18 protein-coding genes and 1 tRNA gene are annotated in these 18,806 nt (G+C 27.1%); 3 read left to right on the top strand and 16 right to left on the bottom strand.

The features are described 5' to 3' along the window. Positions 1-43: 43 nt before the first annotated feature. The 8 genes from grpE to gpr all read right to left on the bottom strand — a co-directional run bounded on the left by grpE (position 44) and on the right by gpr (position 8,740). A complete protein-coding gene (gene grpE, locus ABFX13_RS03965) occupies positions 44-598 on the bottom strand; it encodes a nucleotide exchange factor GrpE (RefSeq protein WP_330594187.1) in 555 nt (184 codons plus the stop codon). A 15-nt stretch (positions 599-613) separates the two neighbouring features. Continuing rightward, positions 614-1,633, bottom strand: coding sequence for a heat-inducible transcriptional repressor HrcA (gene hrcA / locus ABFX13_RS03960; protein ID WP_346042899.1), 1,020 nt, complete (start codon positions 1,631-1,633; stop codon positions 614-616). Between the two features lie 104 nt (positions 1,634-1,737). Beyond that, complete coding sequence (gene hemW / locus ABFX13_RS03955) at positions 1,738-2,868, bottom strand: radical SAM family heme chaperone HemW (protein ID WP_346042767.1); 1,131 nt, start codon at positions 2,866-2,868, stop codon at positions 1,738-1,740. A gap of 146 nt (positions 2,869-3,014) precedes the next feature. Next, positions 3,015-4,337 (bottom strand): APC family permease, encoded by a 1,323-nt coding sequence (locus ABFX13_RS03950; RefSeq protein ID WP_346042764.1) that lies wholly within the window; start codon positions 4,335-4,337, stop codon positions 3,015-3,017. Positions 4,338-4,623: 286 nt separating this feature from the next. Next, positions 4,624-6,429 (bottom strand): translation elongation factor 4, encoded by a 1,806-nt coding sequence (gene lepA / locus ABFX13_RS03945; protein WP_147546305.1) that lies wholly within the window; start codon positions 6,427-6,429, stop codon positions 4,624-4,626. 133 nt (positions 6,430-6,562) lie between these two features. Next, positions 6,563-6,820, bottom strand: coding sequence for a hypothetical protein (locus ABFX13_RS03940; RefSeq protein ID WP_346042760.1), 258 nt, complete (start codon positions 6,818-6,820; stop codon positions 6,563-6,565). Between the two features lie 9 nt (positions 6,821-6,829). Further along, complete coding sequence (gene spoIIP / locus ABFX13_RS03935; RefSeq protein ID WP_346042758.1) at positions 6,830-7,771, bottom strand: stage II sporulation protein P; 942 nt, start codon at positions 7,769-7,771, stop codon at positions 6,830-6,832. A 12-nt stretch (positions 7,772-7,783) separates the two neighbouring features. Beyond that, positions 7,784-8,740 (bottom strand): GPR endopeptidase, encoded by a 957-nt coding sequence (gene gpr, locus ABFX13_RS03930; protein WP_147546299.1) that lies wholly within the window; start codon positions 8,738-8,740, stop codon positions 7,784-7,786. A gap of 275 nt (positions 8,741-9,015) precedes the next feature. Between gpr and rpsT the strand changes: the two genes are divergently transcribed. Next, entirely contained in the window at positions 9,016-9,282 is a 267-nt protein-coding gene (gene rpsT / locus ABFX13_RS03925) for a 30S ribosomal protein S20 (RefSeq protein ID WP_147546297.1), read from the top strand. 257 nt (positions 9,283-9,539) lie between these two features. On the opposite strand, the gene holA is transcribed toward rpsT, so the two are convergent. The 5 genes from holA to ABFX13_RS03900 form a co-directional block, all read right to left on the bottom strand. After that, positions 9,540-10,571, bottom strand: coding sequence for a DNA polymerase III subunit delta (holA, locus tag ABFX13_RS03920; protein ID WP_346042754.1), 1,032 nt, complete (start codon positions 10,569-10,571; stop codon positions 9,540-9,542). After that, on the bottom strand, positions 10,525-11,805 hold the full coding sequence (locus ABFX13_RS03915) for a ComEC/Rec2 family competence protein (RefSeq protein ID WP_346042751.1): 1,281 nt from the start codon (positions 11,803-11,805) through the stop codon (positions 10,525-10,527). The genes holA and ABFX13_RS03915 overlap by 47 nt, the downstream gene beginning before the upstream one ends. A gap of 108 nt (positions 11,806-11,913) precedes the next feature. After that, entirely contained in the window at positions 11,914-12,939 is a 1,026-nt protein-coding gene (locus ABFX13_RS03910) for a BMP family lipoprotein (RefSeq protein ID WP_346042749.1), read from the bottom strand. 139 nt (positions 12,940-13,078) lie between these two features. Beyond that, positions 13,079-14,245, bottom strand: a complete 1,167-nt coding sequence (locus tag ABFX13_RS03905; protein ID WP_346042747.1) for a GNAT family N-acetyltransferase — start codon at positions 14,243-14,245, stop codon at positions 13,079-13,081. 1 nt (position 14,246) lies between these two features. Beyond that, positions 14,247-15,152, bottom strand: coding sequence for a DUF2156 domain-containing protein (locus ABFX13_RS03900; RefSeq protein ID WP_346042745.1), 906 nt, complete (start codon positions 15,150-15,152; stop codon positions 14,247-14,249). Between the two features lie 168 nt (positions 15,153-15,320). Between ABFX13_RS03900 and ABFX13_RS03895 the strand changes: the two genes are divergently transcribed. Continuing rightward, positions 15,321-16,145, top strand: a complete 825-nt coding sequence (locus ABFX13_RS03895) for a ComEC/Rec2 family competence protein (protein WP_346042742.1) — start codon at positions 15,321-15,323, stop codon at positions 16,143-16,145. Between the two features lie 62 nt (positions 16,146-16,207). Here the strand turns inward: ABFX13_RS03895 and ABFX13_RS03890 are convergent, their stop codons facing one another. Continuing rightward, positions 16,208-16,912, bottom strand: a complete 705-nt coding sequence (locus ABFX13_RS03890) for a tRNA threonylcarbamoyladenosine dehydratase (RefSeq protein WP_346042740.1) — start codon at positions 16,910-16,912, stop codon at positions 16,208-16,210. 118 nt (positions 16,913-17,030) lie between these two features. Between ABFX13_RS03890 and ABFX13_RS03885 the strand changes: the two genes are divergently transcribed. Continuing rightward, positions 17,031-17,741, top strand: coding sequence for a hypothetical protein (locus tag ABFX13_RS03885; protein WP_346042738.1), 711 nt, complete (start codon positions 17,031-17,033; stop codon positions 17,739-17,741). A 44-nt stretch (positions 17,742-17,785) separates the two neighbouring features. On the opposite strand, the gene ABFX13_RS03880 is transcribed toward ABFX13_RS03885, so the two are convergent. Further along, positions 17,786-17,882, bottom strand: a tRNA-Sec gene (locus ABFX13_RS03880). 241 nt (positions 17,883-18,123) lie between these two features. Continuing rightward, positions 18,124-18,798 (bottom strand): uracil-DNA glycosylase, encoded by a 675-nt coding sequence (locus tag ABFX13_RS03875; RefSeq protein WP_346042736.1) that lies wholly within the window; start codon positions 18,796-18,798, stop codon positions 18,124-18,126. Positions 18,799-18,806: the final 8 nt, after the last annotated feature.

Here is an 18,806-nt window from a genome sequence, read left to right as displayed (position 1 = left end):
TCTATATAATATTGATATTAATTCAATCTTAATTGTTTATTTATTAGCAAGATACTTTAACCATTGCAGGTCTTAGTACTTTTGTATTTAATTTATACCCTTTTTGTAAAACCATAACCACTTTATTAGCTTCAGTGCCTTCTACGGGTTCTTGCATAACTGCTAAGTGTAGGTTTGGATCAAATTCTTGACCTTCAGCTTCTATTTCTTCTAGTCCGAATTTCTCAAATGTAGCTTTTAATTGTTTTTGAACCATGTCAATTCCCTTATACATACTATCTTCTTTATCAGTACAAGCATCCATAGCTCTTTCCATATTATCCATAACTGGTATTAACTCATTTAAGATTTTTTCATTAGCAAATATACCCATAGTTTCTTTCTCTTGTTGAGTTCTTCTTCTATAGTTAGCATATTCAGCTTGAAGTCTTTGAAGAGTATCAGTTAATTCTTCTACCTTTTTGTCTTTTTCATCAGCTTCTGAAGTTTCTTTAGCTTCTGTCGCTTCTTCTATTGCTTCTTCTATAGTTTCTTCGACTTCTTCTGAAGCATTTTCTTTTACTTCTTCTTGTAATTCTTCTTGCATATCTTTTTCCAAAACTTACACCCCTAACTATTTTTTGTTTAGTAGTAGTCCCATATAATTAAGTATTGAGTATACTTTTGCATAATCCATTCTAGTTGGCCCAATCAAACTAATCTTTCCTACTACATCTTTATCTATATTGTAAGTTGCAGTTATAATACTACAATCTTGAGCTACCTTACATTCATTATCACTTCCGATAATTATATTTAGATTTTCTTTTTGAATTCCTCTTGATTTTAACATGCTAGATATATTTTCTTTTTCTTCTAACATAGTTAAAAATGTTTTTGCTCTAACTACATCACTAAACTCTGGGAAATTAAATATATTAGTTGCTCCACTTAAAGAAATCGATGTATCATTTTCTTCAAAACCAAAGTTTAATGAATCTATAAGCTTATCTATAACTAAAGAGTTTTCTGTAATCTCGTATTTTATGTAGTTTAAAAACTCATCGTCTATCTCAGTTATATTTTTACCTGAAAGCTTTCTAGTAAGATTATCAGAAATTAAATTAAGCTTAGCTTGATCAATTTGCACATTAGTTGAAAGATTTGTATTTTTAATTTCGCCTTTTTCAGTAACTACTATTAAAACTATACTTTTTTCATCTAATCCAACTAACTGTATATGTTTTATATTTTGTAAACTTGATACATTTTTAGTAACAGCTATAGTTGTATAATTAGTTAACTTTGATATCAACTTAGATGTTTCATGTATTAAATCATTCATATAGTTTATATTTTTATTTATTGATTCTTTTATTAATTTTTTTTCAACATTATCTAATTCATGTTCTTTCATAAGAGAATCAACATAAAGCTTATATCCTTTTTCTGAAGGAATTCTCCCTGAGGAGGTATGAGGTTGAATTAAATATCCTAATTCTTCTAAGTCAGCCATTTCATTTCTTATCGTGGCTGCGCTTATTCCTAACTCATACTTTTTAGAAAGAGTTCTAGATCCTACAGCTTCTGCAGTTTCTATATAATCTTTAACTATAGCTTTAAGGATATTTAGTTTTCTTTCATTTAGTTCCACCATAATCCTAAGCCTCCTCTTTTGTTAGCACTCATTAAGTTGGAGTGCTAAAAGATTATATATATTTTATAACACTTTAAAAATTCTTTGTCAACAGTTTTTAATTAATTTATAAATTCTATAAATACACTGTTTGAAATTTCTCTTCCTTTTTGAGTCAAAGACAAATTAAATTTGTCTAATTTTACAAGTTCACGCTCTAATAATTTGTCTAAAACATCTTTATATAATTCATAAAAATCAATCTTAAATCTTTCTTTAAATACTTCTAGATTTATCCCTTCATTCATTCTAAGTCCCATAAAAATAAATTCTTCTATTTTATCTTTGTCATTTAATTTATTTTCTTCGTCTATAGGTTTTATATTTTGATTAATTTTATTATTATATTCATTTAAATTTTTTATATTAGAGTATCTTATATCATTTATATACCCTGACGCTCCAGGCCCTAACCCTAAATAGTTGTCACATTTCCAATATATTATATTATGCTTACACTCTTTTCCTTGTTTTGCATAATTAGATATTTCATATTGATTGTATCCATGCTTTTTTAATGTATTTATAGTATATTCATACATATCTATATCTGTATCCTCATCTAAAAGGTTAAATTCATTATTTTCATACATATCATAAAGTTTAGTTCCTTCTTCTAATATAAGAGAGTACGCTGATATATGTGATGGATTTAGCTTTATAATTTTATCTAATGTTTCTTTCCATTCTTCTTCTTTTTGATTTGGAAGAGCATACATTAAATCTATATTTATATTAGTTAATCCTACGTCTATAGCATCATAATAGTTTTTCTCAAATTCTTCATATGTATGTATTCTTCCTATAGATTTTAAGTGATAATTTTGGGTAGCTTGAAGCCCTATACTCAATCTATTTATTCCCATTTCTTTAATAGCTTTTAATTTTTCTTTATTTATAGTTCCTGGGTTACATTCAATAGTTATTTCTGCATCTTTTTTTATATTAAAATTTTCATACATATAATTAACAAGTTTTCTTAATTCATCAATTTTTAATATACTTGGAGTCCCCCCTCCAAAAAATACAGTATCAAAGTACTTGTCCTTAAATTCCTCTTTATAAAATTTCATCTCTTTTTCTATATTTATTAAATAATCTTCTTTTTCATTACTTTTAATTTTATATGAATTAAAATCACAATAATAACATTTTTGCGCACAAAATGGCACATGTATATATAGTCCTAACATAATATCTCCTTTATTAAATATAATTATATATATTATACATTATTATATAAGTATTCTAATCTTATCAACATATAATACATTCTATTATTTATTTAAAAATAAAAAAGAGATAGTATTAATACTATCTCTTTATATGTAATTAATTACTAATTTTTCTTTTTCATTATTGAATACACAGGTAATCCTATAGCTGTAACTATTAATCCACCTGCTGCTATTAAAGTATTGTTCATTAATTGGTTAACTATAACGAATAATCCTCCTGCTATAGCTATTAATGGTATTATTGGATATAAAGGTACTTTATAAGGTCTTTCTAAGTTTGGTTGATCTTTTCTTAACTTCATCACACCTATAAAAGTTAATACATAAAATACCCATATTATAAATATTGTTAAGTCTGTTAATAAGTTAAATTGTCCAGATAATGCATATATACAAGCAAGTATTGCCATTAAGAATGTAGCATTTGCTGGAACTCCACCTTTATTTAACTTAGAGAAAGCTTTGCTTCCTGGTAATGTACCTTCGCAAGCTAAAGCGTAAGATATTCTAGGTCCAGTTAATAAGTATCCATTTAGTCCACCAAATACTGATATTAATATACCAGCAGTAACTAACTTACCACCTATTGGTCCAAACATCTTTTCTGCAACTAAAGCTGCAGGAGCACTAACTTGTGCCATTTCATTTGCTGGTACAACCCATAAGTATGCTAAGTTTATTATTACATAAACTGCCATAACTATTGATAGTCCACCAACTATAGCTTTAGGTAAATCTTTCCCTGGATTTTTCATTTCTCCAGCTATAGCTCCAACGTTTATCCATCCATCATATGCAAATAACGCTGCTATTAATACTTGTCCTAAAACAGTTCCTACTGATAAATTTTGTGCCACTAATGGAGTAGTTATTGAATTATCACCAGATCCATTTATAAATCCAAATATCATTATAACACCTAATGGTATTAATTTACATATAGTGGCAACAGTTTGTATTGTTCCACCTAATTTTGATCCAACTGTATTTAATACAGCTAAAAATAATATAATTCCTAACGCTATTGGTAAAACAACTGACATGTTGTTTTCATTTTGCCCTATTATTGTTGCTGCTTGTTGAGCAAATATTACACCTAGTGCTGCAGCTGTAGCTGGGAAGAATAATACCGTTTGCATCCACCCTGTTAAAAATCCTAATCTTTCTCCATATATCTCTTGGATATAAATCATCATACCACCAGTTTTTGGTATTGCTGCTGAAACCTCTGCCGCTGTAAGTCCTGCTGCGATAGTTATGAAACCAGCAATAACCCATGCTAACATACCTAATCCTGGAGCTCCACCTGTTGCATCATATATAGCTTGAGGTTTAAAGAATACACCTGCACCTATAACCATACCTACAACTGTAGAAAGCGCTGCTGAAAGACCTAAAGTTTTTTGAAGTCCTTTGTTACTCATCGTTTTCCTCCTTATATTTTGATTTATTAAAATGTCCAATTTGAATATTACTACATTTCATTATAAATAACAATACATTTCGACACTTTTATTTATTTTTTTGTCTATTATTTACAATTACTCTTTATTTAATTATTTATAGTAATATTTTTCTAATTATTTATTAAGTATTCTATATAAAAATTTTAAATTTAATCTTATATACAACTTCAAATCTATAAATAATAAAATTTAATAATTAGGCTTAATATAATAAAAAAAAGATGCTTAAATAAGCATCTTTTTATTAACTATCTAATTTTAATACAGACATAAACGCCTTTTGAGGAACTTCAACAGATCCTATTTGTCTCATACGTTTCTTACCTTCTTTTTGTTTTTCAAGAAGTTTCTTCTTACGAGATATATCTCCACCGTAACACTTAGCAAGTACGTCTTTTCTAAGTGCACTTATAGTTTCTCTAGCAACTACCTTATTACCAACTGCTGCTTGTATAGGCACAGCAAATTGATGTCTTGGTATTTCTCCTTTTAATTTTTCACACATAGCTTTACCTCTTGGATAAGCTCTACTTTCGTGAACTATAAAGCTAAGTGCATCAACTTGTTCTTTATTTATTAATATATCTAATTTTACAAGTTTAGAAGGAACATATCCTTTTAATTCATAATCTAGTGATCCATATCCTCTTGTTCTAGATTTTAGGGCATCAAAGAAGTCATAAACAACTTCATTAAGTGGAAGATCATAGTGAAGCATAACTCTCTTTTCATCTATATATTCCATATTTATCATGTCCCCACGTCTTTCTTGACAAAGTTCCATAACAGTACCTACGTAATCTTTAGGAACTATTATATCACCTTTTACCATAGGCTCTTCTATCATATCTATTTCATCACGTTCTGGTAAGTTAGCAGGGTTTTGTACCATAACCACTTCTCCGTCAGTTTTTGTTACTCTGTATATAACAGATGGAGCTGTAGTTATTATATTTAGGTCAAATTCTCTTTCTAATCTTTCTTGGATTATTTCCATATGTAATAATCCTAAGAATCCACATCTAAATCCAAATCCAAGTGCTGCTGAACTTTCAGCTTCAAACTCAAGAGCTGCATCGTTAACTTGAAGCTTTTCTAAAGCATCTCTTACGTTTTCGTACTTCTCACCTTCACCTGGATATATACCACAATAAACCATCGGAGTAGCTTTTTTGTATCCTGGCATTGGTTCATCAGTTGGATTGTTAGCATCAGTTATTGTATCACCAACACTACAACTTCTTATATCTTTTATACTAGCTGCAATGTAACCAACATCTCCAGCACTTAACTCATCTAATTCTCTTTGTCCTGGAGCCATAACACCAACTTCAGTTACTTCAAACTTTTTGTTAGTGTTCATCATCTTTATAGTCATACCTTTTTTAACAGTACCTTCATATACTCTAACATAAGCTACAACACCTTTATATGCATCATAATATGAGTCAAATATTAAAGCTTTTAAAGGAGCGTCTTTATCTCCTGTTGGAGCTGGTACATTATTTACTATATCTTCTAATACATCTTCTATATTTAAACCACTTTTAGCCGATATAAGTGGAGCTTCACTTGCATCAAGTCCTATTATATCTTCTATCTCTGCTTTTATTTCATCCGGTCTTGCACTTGGTAAATCTATCTTGTTTATCACTGGTAATATTTCTAAGTCTTGATCTAGTGCTAAGTAAACATTAGCTAAAGTTTGAGCTTCAACACCTTGTGCTGCATCAACTACAAGTAATGCCCCCTCACAAGCTGCTAAACTTCTTGAAACTTCATAGTTAAAGTCTACGTGTCCTGGAGTATCTATTAAGTTTAAGAAATACTCATTACCATCCTTAGCTTTATAAACTAATCTTATATTTTGAAGCTTTATAGTGATTCCTCTTTCTCTCTCAAGATCCATATTATCTAGTAACTGATCTTTCATTTCTCTTTCACTAACAAGTCCTGTATGCTGAATTAATCTATCTGCTAAGGTAGACTTACCATGGTCTATATGTGCTATTATACTAAAATTTCTCGTTCTACTTTGTTTACTGTCCACCTTTTATTCCTCCTTTTTATTATTATCATAACTTTTATTTTATAATATATCCGTCATTATGTAAATATTGATACTACAATTTAAAGACTTACTTTCTAAAATAAATTAGGGTTATCAAAATGATAACCCTAATTTATTTTAAGTTATTAAGTTTGCTTAACTTCCCTTTTATATCCTTTATAGTATCCATAACAGAATTTCCAAAATTATTTATAAAAACTTCTATATTATATTCTTTGACTTCACCTATCATAAGTGTTGCTTCTTTATCTATAAAAAATGCACAAATGCTTACAATAAAAGTCATTACTATTAAAAATATAAATCGATAAATGGCTTTTCTAGCTTTTTTCTTATTTTTTTCTTCTAGTTTTCGCTCTACACGGCTCATAAAATAAACCTACATGCCTTTTTGTTTTAAAAATTCATCAATTATTTCTGCTATGTATTTAGTGGATGCTTTTGCTTCCTCTGTAGTATTCATTTGACCTCCTACTTCTATTAAAAGTGGATTGTCCGATTTATGTTGGTTGTATCTTGCGTTTCCAGTTCCCTTTGTTACTACAGGTCTTGTTATTCCAGGGTACTTACTTTCAGCAAATGCAGTTATTTCCTCAGCTAACTTTAAGTTTTTAGAATAGTTAGGGCTTTTTTTCCCTACAACAAATAAAAATTTAGCTACATTTTCTCCATTTATATTGGCTGTGCATGCATATTTGAATTTTTTCTCATCTTCTTTCGTTTTTAAAGTTCTTCCATCTCTATGCAAATCTATTATCATATCTATGCTACTATATTTAGTTTGCATAGTTTCTATAGTTTTTAAACTTCTTCCATATGCACCTACAAACTGAGGAATATCATGATATGTAGTATTGTGAACTACTGCCCTACCTCTTTTATTTAATTGTTGAGTAAGCGATGCTCCTATTTCTAAAGTAGAATTTGCTTTATCTTCTGAGTGGTAATTTCCTGCAGGGCTGTTTGCATAAGTTTCGCCACCATGAGTGTGGTATATAAGTATTTGTGGATCATTTTTAGTTACTAATACATTATCCACATATTTAGCACTTTCAGAAGACGCTTTATTTGAACTTTCTACACTGGGTAAATTTTCTTCTCCAACATACATTTTTACAAATTCATCATCTTTTTTACTTGATTTATTATTATCATCTTTAATTTCTTTTTCATCTTTTGGTTGTTCTAACTTAGTTTCTGGATAACTAGTATTCATAAGAAACTTTAAAAACTCATCATTTTCTAATGCATAAGATTTCTTTAAACATACTATACAAGCTATACAAGTTATAAGACTGAGACTTATAAGTTTTCTTACCATATTATCTCCTCCTTAATTTACAATTCTGCCAGGATGTAGAGACCTATTTAAACCTTCACTTATAATTATAGATAAGTTTTCTATAGTATCATCTATATCTTTTGGTGTAACTATCAAGTTCTTATCATATGGTTCTAATGAATCTTTTATAAGATGATACTTTTCATCTTCTTTTAAAGTCTTTAGCATATTATAAAAACTTTCACTTTCTTTAGATTGACTCATTAAATTGTCAATAGCAAGGTCTAATACATCACTAGTAAGTGTTGCTGCATCAACAACAGTTGGAACTCCTATAGCTATTACATCAACTCCTAGATACTCTTTATTTAATGCTTTTCTCTTATTTCCTACCCCTCCACCAGGAGAAATACCTGCTGTTGATATTTGTATTGTAGAATTTACTCTTTCCATCTTCCTAGAAGCCAATGCATCTATTGCTATAACTCTGTCTGGCTTTATCGTGTCTACTATTGATTTTACTATTTCACTGGTTTCAATCCCTGTAATACCCATAACCCCAGGGCTAAGACCTGCAACTTCTGTAAAATCATCATCATAATCTTTATTATAATTTTTAAATATATGTCTAGTTACCAATGTTTTTGAAACTGCCTTAGGCCCTAGGGCATCTGAAGTTATATTCCAATTCCCAAGTCCAATGACCAAAGTTTTTTTATTTTTATCAGTTCCAAGTATGTCTATTAATTCATCTTTTAAATACTCTATAATCTGTTCTCTTGACTCATCATCGTCATACTTCATTAATTTACTTTCTATAGTTGTATAAATTCCTATACCCTTATTCATAATATTAGCGCCTTCTTCATTTAAAACCTCTACTTTGCTTACAATACAGTTATCTAATTCCTTTGTATCTATTTTAACTCCAGGTATATGACCAGCATCATTTCCTTGTTCATATATTTCTCTAGCTTCTAGCGCTAAATCGGTTCTTAAACTTATCATAAAACTTCCTCCAATTTAAAAGTTTAAATCAAATCATACTAAAGATTGTTAACAACTTTTATAATTTTATAACCTAATCAGATTAATTTAAAAATTTTTATAATAATTAATTTCTATGTTGTAAAATATTTTGATATAGGTTATAATCTAAAAAGTCAAATGGAAAGATATTTAAGAACTTACTAATAATTATCCTTGATTTTTAGATTTATTTCTGTTAAAATCTAATATGTTGACGATGAATAATATAAATTACTCACGAGGGGGTGAAACGGATGGCAAACATAAAATCAGCAAAGAAAAGAATAAAAGTTATCGAAAAGAAAACTGCTTTAAATAGAGCTAGAAAATCTCAAATAAAAACTGCAATAAGAAAGTTTGAAGAAGCTGTTACTGCAGGAAACAGAGAGGAAGCTGTTGCTAGATTCCAATACGCTCAAAAGAGAATATCTCAAATAGCTTCAAAAGGAACTATACACAAGAACGCTGCAGCTAGAAAAGTTGCTAAATTAGCTCAAAAGTTAAACGGAATGAACGCTTAATTATCCGTTCAGAATAGATATTGACCCTTGATTTTATCAAGGGTCTTTTCTTTTGCCCATTCCTTTCCCACTCTTCTAAACTTCATTTTAAGTATTAAAAAATAAAGGACTGTTTCAAAATAAGTTTTCTTCGCACTAAGCGGAGTGAAAATATGTAATTTAGCCGACATTTACAAGCATCTTTTAAGCTTGTATGGAGACAAATTATATATTTTCATGAAGCGCCCACACGAAGTAAACTTTTTAAACAGTCCAATTTATTGGCAATACTTACTGACAAGTATCTCTACTGCAAGAGTATCTTTCATTAATCCATTTTTTATTTTAAAATCACTTTCTAATATATAGTTTAACATATCAACTACAGTGTCATCTGAAAATAATCTACCTTGTTTTAAAGCTTTTGTAATTACAAAAGGATGAGCCCCTAATTTTTCTGCAATAACCTTTGATGAATATCCTTGATTTTGAAGTTGTCTTGCCTGCATAACAAGCTTAAATTGTTTAGAAACCATAGCAAATATTCCAAGAACAGACTCACCTTCTAAAATCATATCTGTAACTATCTTCATAGCATGAGATGAATTTTTACTTCCTATCTCATCTATTAATTTAAATATATCATTTTCAACCTTCTTTTGAGATAATTTATCTATTATATATTTTGTTACATTATTACCTTCACCTACAAATGAACCTATTTTATTAATTTCATTTTCCAAATCGGATAAAGTCTTTTCACTATTTTTATCTCTATATCCTTCTTGTTCTATAAAATACATTACTTCAGAATCATTAATAACTACTTCTCTTTTTTTAAATCTATTTTTAACCCATCTAAATAAGTCCATATCACTTAACTTATCACAATGGTTTACTATACCAACTTTATTAATTTTTTTAACTAAACTCTTTCTTTTATCTACATCTCCATATACTATAAAAACTATAACAGTAGTACTTGGTATTTTATCTAAATAATCTATAATTTCAGCTTCATCACTATCTGAAAAATTCTTTTTCTTACCCTTTAATAATTCAAAATCTTTTATTATTAGTATTTTTTTATCATCCATAAATGGAAGAGTCTCGGCATTACTTAAAACTTGATCTAATGTAACCTCTTTTCCATCAAGGATATCCATATTGAAATCAATCATGCTCTCATTTAAACTATTTTTACAAGTTTTAATTACATTTTCTAATAAATAAAATTCTCTTCCGTAAAAAAGATATACATTTTTAAATTCGTTGTTGTTCATGCTCTTGATGATATCCTTGTAATCCATTCTTTTGCTCCTTTATCGTCTTTTTTTCTTTATATATCATATATATTCCTACTAAAATATAGTAAATAATCACAATAAACTTCTTACTTTCTTCAAACTCAATATAACTAAATTTCAAATCATATAAAACTTCTAAAATAGTATTTATTTTATCTATTATGAAGATATTTATTATAACCATAAACTTAGATAAAGTAAAACTCATAGGTAATATTATAACACTTATAATACTTATGTATATTATTATACTTAAAAATGGCACAACTACTACATTGCTAATTACAGAAACCAATGATATATTTTTAAAATGTAAATATACTATTGGTGTAGTTAATATATTAGCAGCTAGAGTAAGTGCTATTAATTTAAATTTAATTTTAGAATTTATATAACCATAGAAATATATTATAGACAATGTTGCTAAAAAAGACAATTGAAAACTTATATTATAAATTATATATGGGTTACTTACAACTAAAATTGTACCTATAAGAGATAAACTTGATATCCCATCTGTTCTTTCATGAATAAATATAGATAAGTAAGATATAATACTGCAAACTATAGCTCTAATTATAGAAGGTGATTGTCCAACCATAATACTATATAACCATAATATAATACTTATTATTAAAAGCTTATACAATCTATTAATTTTTCCTAAGCTACACCCTATAACTAAAATTAAAATACTAACATGAAGCCCTGATAAAGCTAATATGTGACTTACCCCAGTTTTTGAAAATATCTCCTTAATATCTTCATCTAAATTTTCTTTTTCTCCTATTAATATTGAATTTATAAATTTAGATTTATCTTTATATAAATATTTAATTGATTTACTGATTTTATCTTTTAAATTAAATAACTTTGAATAAAACAAGTTATTTTTAACTACATTATAATACTTTATATCTATAGTCCCTTCATAACCTTGACTTTTTAAGTATCTTCCATAGTCAAAATCTTCAAATTTTAGATCTTTATAATTTTTAAATTTACCAGTAACTTTTACTACACTTCCCGGATTTATATTTACTTTTTTAGAATAATCCTTTATAAGATAATTATCTAATTTATATTGCGTGTATTTTTCTTTAGTCACCTTTTCAGATATGAGTCCTTCTACAGTTATTAACTTATTTGTTTCATATTCATTTTTATTTTCTAAGTTAGTAATAATTAAGCTTATAATTATTACTATAAAAAATACTAATAATAATGGTCTTCTCATATATAACTCCTAAATATATATTTTCTAAATTATATACATTCAGATTTTTTTAAATCAAAAATAAAAAAATTATAGGATACAAATGTTTATATCCTATAATTTTTATAATTACTTTGATGATGTAATAGTTATTTTCCCATCTATTATTTTTTTAGTTTGGGTATCAACATAATCTAATATTTCTTTTGATACATTCTTTGATGTGGAAGGTGCTACTCCAACCGCTTTTTCTTTTAATCCATAAACTACTGATTTTCCACCTTCAAAATTACCATCCTTAATCTTTGATATAATATCAAATACTCCTATATCCACTCTTTTCATAGCAGATGTTATAACATTATCAGGTGCTAAATTATTTTGATCCATGTCTACACCTATAGCATATTTATTTTTTTCTTTAGCTGATTCTATAGCTCCTGTTCCAACTCCTCCAGCTGCAGAAAATATAACCTCTACTCCTTTTGAGTACATTTGATTTGCTATTGATTTACCTAAACTTGCATCGTCAAATGAATTTGCATACTGTGATATACATTCAGCATCAGGCTTTCCTTCTTTTACTCCTTTTATAAATCCTTCTTCAAATCTTGTTATATTAGGTATTTTCATTCCACCTATAAATCCAATTTTATTAGATTCACTCATTTTAGATGCTATTAACCCTACTAAGTAGGCTGCTTCTCTTTCATCAAAGGTCATGCATATCATATTTTTAGGAATTTCTTGTCCTTCCTCTTCATAATTATGATCTACTATCACAAACTTTTTTTCTGGATAAAGCTTAGCTGCATTTAACATAGAATTTGCTGTTGTATATCCAACACCTACTATTAAATCAGCATCTTCATCTATAAAAGTTTCTATATTTGGCACATAGTCAGAGTCTTGATTTGATTCTAAATATGTACCCTTTATTTTTAATTCTTTTTTTGCTTTTTCTAACCCTTCTAAAGCAGATTGATTAAAACTTTGATCATTAGCTCCCCCTTCGCCTAATACAACACCTACAGAAAATTTACTATCTTTACTTTCTGTATTACTTTTTTTATCTTCTTCTTTACTGCATCCAACTGCACTTATAGATAATACTGTTATCATAAATATTGTTAGATATTTTCTTAAATTCCTCATATACCCCTCCTTAAATCATTTGACTTCAAGATTATTTTAGCAGCTGTCTTTACAGTTGTAAATATATAGATGTATTTACGTTCTAAAATCAAAAAAAATATCCATTATAAGTGAAATCACTTATAATGGATATTTTTTATTATACATATTCATTTATATAGTTTTCTTTCTTACTAAAAATAGATTTTAATAAATTTATAGCTTTTGTGTTTTCTTTAGTTTTAGTTATATTTTCTAGGAATAATACTTTTTCTATATCTATATATGAAAATGCTAATTGACTAATATAATTTATACTTAAAGCTATATCAGCTTTTGTATTACTTTTTATTGCTTTCACTTTATTGTCTTTGACACTTATTTCAAATACATTGTTATTTTCTTTAATTTGATTATCTATAATCTCTATGTAAACACTATCTAAATCATTACATTCTATACTTAAAGTATTAAAAAATTTTTCTAAATTTATAACTCTACCCATCATAAAAGGTTTAATATTTATCTCACTAGTTTTTAAGTTAGGCAGTATGTATCTTATGCTATCTATTACAGGAGACATTATAGTTACCTTTTTACATTGAGTGTTATGATTATAAACAAACTTTAACATAGACTTTAAAGATCTTATATTTTTATAACACATTTCTCTTATAAACATAGTATCTTCTATAATAAAGTATATTATATATCCTTCATAATTTTCTTCTTTATGTATATACATATGTCCATTTTCACACTTTATTTCTTTGAATAAATTTTCATAGTAATTTTTATCTCTAACAACGTATCCATTTGTATTTAATAAAAATTCATTATATATATCCATCATATAGTTTATATGATTATTAGTTATTTTCTCAAAATCACCAACTATTTTAAATTGTTTTAACTCTTCTATATTTAACTTATATTCTATTTGATCATAGCAATGTTCATATCCATACTTTTTATATAATCTATAATCTATAGGCATAAGTAAAGAAACTAACTGATCTTTTTTATAAAGTTCATTTAATGCAAAGTCCATCATATCTTTCATATAACCTTTACCTCTAGCGTTTGGATATGTTGATACTCCAACTACATAAGATGTGTTATAAACTTTATTATTTAAATTTATTTTATATTGATTTAATTGAAGAGATGACATCAATTCATCATTCTCCTCAATTATTATAGTATTTTCTGGTTTATATTTATTATTAAAATAGTAATTAACAAATGCTTCTTCATCCCCAAAACAATAATTCCATATGTCTTTAATATTTTCTAAATCCTTTTTTACAGCATACCTTATATTCATATTATGCCTCCATAACTGTGTACTTTTCAACAAACTTGCATGGATGATATGAAAGTTTAGCTTTTCTAAGTCCTTCAATTCCTAAATCTTCTTCTCTATTAACAAGTTCAACATCTTTAAATTCATGAGCTAAGAATTGTTGGTTTATATATGGGTATAATCCTCTTATTTCAGGATTAGCTTTTTCTATATGAATTACAGCCATATTTTCATTTATGTTTTCACCTATTGTAAATGCTTCTAATTTAGAATCTATATATATACCCGCTATCTTTACATCTTGTTTTAACACGTCATAATTATCAAATATTTTTTTTACCCCTATAAATTCATCATCTATTCCATCATCAATATCCCCATGCTCTGCTTTATTGTTAGCCCAAGATTTTAAAAGCTCTATACACTCATCAAAATCTTTTTCTTCCAGTTTTTTATATTCAAATCTTCCTTCATATTCTTTTAAGAAATAATTTACGTGATTTCTTTTCTTTTGATTTTTTCTACCTGCTAAAGTTCTTAAGCTTTCTGCATCATATACGTAATCAAAATAATCTCTTTCCTCTATATATTTAAATTTCCCTGGGTAATCCTTTTGTAAAAGTTCTACGACTTCTTTAGTTACAGCTCTTAAATATATTTGATGATCTTCAGTTTTAAAATAATCAATCATAAAATCTAATGCTTTGTGAATTTTATCTTTTTTAGCAAGTGGTAATACAGAAAATCTATCTCCTTCATATTCACCAACTATTATTGCAAACTCATCTCCTATATAGTAGCTAGTTTTATACGTGTGCCTCCACATATATAAGGTGGTAAAACAATACTCACAAGCTTCGTAATCTACAGAATTAAAGAAAGGCCTTAATTCCTCATATGCATTTATGTCAATCTCTTTAAAAATCATAATTAATTCTCCTTTTGATACTTTTTATATATTTAATTTTTTACTCTAAATAATTACCATATATATGAATTAAGTTTCTTGTAATAGTCAAAACTATTAAACAATTGCTTTATTAATTAATATTGGCTTTATATGTACAATATAAACAGGTAATGATTGGAGTAAAAAATGAAAAAAATTACAGTTTTAATATTTATTATAATAACACTTTTCGTTGGTTGTAGCAAAGCACCATCACTATCTATACATATAATAGACGTGGGACAAGGTGATAGTATATTAATACAAACACCTAACAATTCTAATATATTAGTTGATGGTGGTCATGAAAACAGTTCACTTATTATAAAAAATTTTCTTAAAAGTAAAAAAGTAAAAAATATAGATTTTATAATAGCAACACACCCCGATACAGATCATATCGGTAGTTTAGATGATGTAATAGATAGATTTAATGTTTCAAAAGTTTACCTACCAAACAAAGAAACTACAAGTGATTCCTATTATAATTTAATACAATCTTGCAATAAGAAAAATATAAATCCTCAATATTTATCTAGAGGAGATATAATAAACCTAGATAATAATATAAAATTAACTGTTCTAAATCCTTCTTATACCCATACAGATAACAATTCAAACTCTATAGTTTTTAAATTAGAATATAAAAATAAATCATTTTTATTTACAGGCGATTGTACATATGAAAATGAGCTGGATATTATAAATAATTTTAACCTTGAAGATGTAGACTTTTTAAAAATATCTCACCATGGAAGTAAAAATTCTTCTAGTCAAGAATTTTTATCCGCAGTATCTCCTGATGTGGCTGCTATATCTTGTGGATATGATAATCAATATGGTCATCCTCATAAAGATACACTTTTAAGATTAGCTCAAACCAATGCAAAAATCTATAGAACTGACAAACAAGGCCATATATCCTTTTATAGTGATGGAAAGAATATAACTACTTCCTCTCCTCCCAAATAGCTTTAATTAAAATAAAAAAGGTAACAATATAGCATAGCTTAATGTTACCTTTTTAAATTAAATTATTTTATTAAATCATTTATTACTACAGAAGCTATTGTAAGCCCTGCTACAGATGGCACGAATGATATACTTCCTGGAGTTACTTTTTTACCATTCATTATTCTTTCTTTTAACTGCACTGGTTGTTCTGGTGAATAAACAACTTTTAATTTTTTTATCTTTCTATCTCTTAATTCTTTTCTAACTACTTTAGCAAGTGGACACATTTGAGTTTTGTGTATATCAGTAACAACAATCTTAGTCGGATCTAATTTATTACCCATTCCCATAGAACTAATTATAGTTAAGTTCTTTTTAACACAACTTTCTATTAAATGTATTTTTGAACTTACCATATCTATAGCATCAACTACATAATCATAATCCCCACTTAATAACTGATCACTATTTTCTGCTGTATACATATCCTTTATAGCTTTTATATCTATGTCTGGATTTATATCTAATATTCTTTCTTTCATAACGTCTACTTTATCTTTTCCTACAGTTGAATGAAGTGCCGGAAGCTGTCTGTTTATATTAGTTATATCAACATCATCAAAATCTACTATAGTCATCTTTCCAACTCCAGCTCTTGCTATAGCTTCAGCTGCAAAACTTCCAACTCCACCTACTCCAAAAATTAAAACATTGGAATTTTTTAATTTTTCTACTCCTTCATTTCCGACTATAAGAGCTGTTCTAGTTCTAAAATTCTTATCCATATTTATTATTTCTCCTTGATGTAATTTTTTCTATATATAAGAATATAATTTAATATCTATTTAATTAACCCACTATACATATAAAAATAGCAAAGTTTTTAGTAACAGGGGTGATGCTTTGAAGAAATTAATAACTTTCTTATTATACATGCTAATAGTAAATATATTGGTTTCATTATTATTAATTATAAATATTAATTCCAATAAACATTCTATAAAAGAATCTTCTATAACAAAAGCAATATCTAATAACGATAATTATAATTTAATTGTTCAAATATTAAAAGACACTCATAAAGAAAATTTTATAAAACATATAGATTATATGCAACTTAACATTTTTAAAAATATAGAAAATGATACAAATAATTTTACTGCTTTTAATATAACATTACCTCAAAACAAATCTTTTATAGCTTTTTACAAAAAAAATAGTGATGATACATATTCTTTTAATTGTATTGTCGATAATCTGTGTAACATCGATAACTTTTATTTTTATAAAAATTTTCTAGTTATTGAACAAAATTCAGAAGATGATAGCAATTATTTAAATGATAAGAAATTTATTGAGATATTTTATAAAGAAAAATCTATATTTGTATCTAAATTAAAAAAAGATTTATATGCACAAATAACAAATTTAGAAAATGATAATAAAAGTATACTTTCTGCTAGTATGGATTTTTTAGATGACAATCCCCCTAAGATACTTTATGTTTACACTATCTCACCATTAGATAAAACTTCTGATAAAAAAGTTTTAAAAGAATTATATATTTGGAATAATACCTTAAATAAATTTACTATAAGTGAAGATTCAATTTAAAAAACAAAAAAGGAACTCTAACTAGAGTTCCTTTATCATTTTATTGGCGGGAGTGCGTGGGAATCGAACCCACCCAAGAAGCTCCTAACTCCTCATACTAGTTTTGAAGACTAGAGGGCACACCAGCACCCATCCACCCCCATATGGGATGTCCTCTCACTCACAAACTTATATTATCATATATTTAAATATAGTGCAACTATTTTTAGCAAACATTTTCATATTTTGCAATAATTTTAAATTCAAATTCAAAGTTTACATTATAAACTTCTTTTTAAAATAAAAAAGGCACAAAAATTTGTACCTTTTTTATTCTAAACTATTATATATTTTTTCATTGTTAAAATTATTTAATAAGCTAATTATTATTTTTTCTATGAATTTATAAATTAGGTATCTGCCAATTTATGGGAGTTTTTCCTAATTTAATTAATATATCATTAGTTTTAGAAAAAGGCTTTGATCCAAAAAAACCTCTACTAGCTGATAATGGACTTGGATGAGCAGATTCTATTATATAATGCTTATTTGTGTCAATTAATTTCTTTTTATTTCTTGCATTATTTCCCCAAAGAACAAATATTACAGGATTAGCTCTTAAGTTTAATAATTTTATTATATTATCAGTAAATACTTCCCATCCTTTACCCTTATGAGAATTTGCTTGATGTGCTCTAACAGTAAGTGCTGTATTAAGTAATAATACACCTTGTTCTGCCCAAGAAACTAAATACCCGTTATTAGGTATAAAACACCCTAAATCTGTGTGCAACTCTTTATACATATTTAATAAAGATGGAGGAATTCTAACTCCTGGCTTTACAGAAAATGCAAGCCCGTGAGCTTGATTTTCTCCATGATATGGATCTTGTCCTAAAATTAAAACCTTTGTATCTTTATATGAAGTGTATTTTAAAGCATTAAATATATTATACATATCAGGATATATAACTTGTGTCTCATATTCACTTTTTAAAAATTGTCTAAGTTCTAAATAATATGGCTTTTCAAATTCACCTTCTAAAACTCCATCCCAATCATTTCCTATTTTTACCATAATGTCAC

Origin of the sequence: Paraclostridium tenue (assembly GCF_039521565.1) — a bacterium.
Lineage (GTDB): Bacteria > Bacillota > Clostridia > Peptostreptococcales > Peptostreptococcaceae > Paraclostridium > Paraclostridium tenue.
This window is presented reverse-complemented; position numbering and strand designations above follow the sequence as displayed.

Coding starts and splice junctions, on each gene's coding strand:
- spoIIP (WP_346042758.1), bottom strand. CDS start 7,771: ATGGTAAGAAAACTTATAAGTCTCAGTCTTATAACTTGTATAGCTTGT.
- ABFX13_RS03875 (WP_346042736.1), bottom strand. CDS start 18,798: ATGGTAAAAATAGGAAATGATTGGGATGGAGTTTTAGAAGGTGAATTT.
- ABFX13_RS03910 (WP_346042749.1), bottom strand. CDS start 12,939: ATGAGGAATTTAAGAAAATATCTAACAATATTTATGATAACAGTATTA.
- ABFX13_RS03900 (WP_346042745.1), bottom strand. CDS start 15,152: ATGATTTTTAAAGAGATTGACATAAATGCATATGAGGAATTAAGGCCT.
- gpr (WP_147546299.1), bottom strand. CDS start 8,740: ATGATAAGTTTAAGAACCGATTTAGCGCTAGAAGCTAGAGAAATATAT.
- ABFX13_RS03890 (WP_346042740.1), bottom strand. CDS start 16,912: ATGGATAAGAATTTTAGAACTAGAACAGCTCTTATAGTCGGAAATGAA.
- ABFX13_RS03940 (WP_346042760.1), bottom strand. CDS start 6,820: ATGAGCCGTGTAGAGCGAAAACTAGAAGAAAAAAATAAGAAAAAAGCT.
- rpsT (WP_147546297.1), top strand. CDS start 9,016: ATGGCAAACATAAAATCAGCAAAGAAAAGAATAAAAGTTATCGAAAAG.
- ABFX13_RS03905 (WP_346042747.1), bottom strand. CDS start 14,245: ATGAATATAAGGTATGCTGTAAAAAAGGATTTAGAAAATATTAAAGAC.
- ABFX13_RS03950 (WP_346042764.1), bottom strand. CDS start 4,337: ATGAGTAACAAAGGACTTCAAAAAACTTTAGGTCTTTCAGCAGCGCTT.
- hemW (WP_346042767.1), bottom strand. CDS start 2,868: ATGTTAGGACTATATATACATGTGCCATTTTGTGCGCAAAAATGTTAT.
- ABFX13_RS03895 (WP_346042742.1), top strand. CDS start 15,321: ATGAAAAAAATTACAGTTTTAATATTTATTATAATAACACTTTTCGTT.
- ABFX13_RS03915 (WP_346042751.1), bottom strand. CDS start 11,805: ATGAGAAGACCATTATTATTAGTATTTTTTATAGTAATAATTATAAGC.
- holA (WP_346042754.1), bottom strand. CDS start 10,571: ATGGATTACAAGGATATCATCAAGAGCATGAACAACAACGAATTTAAA.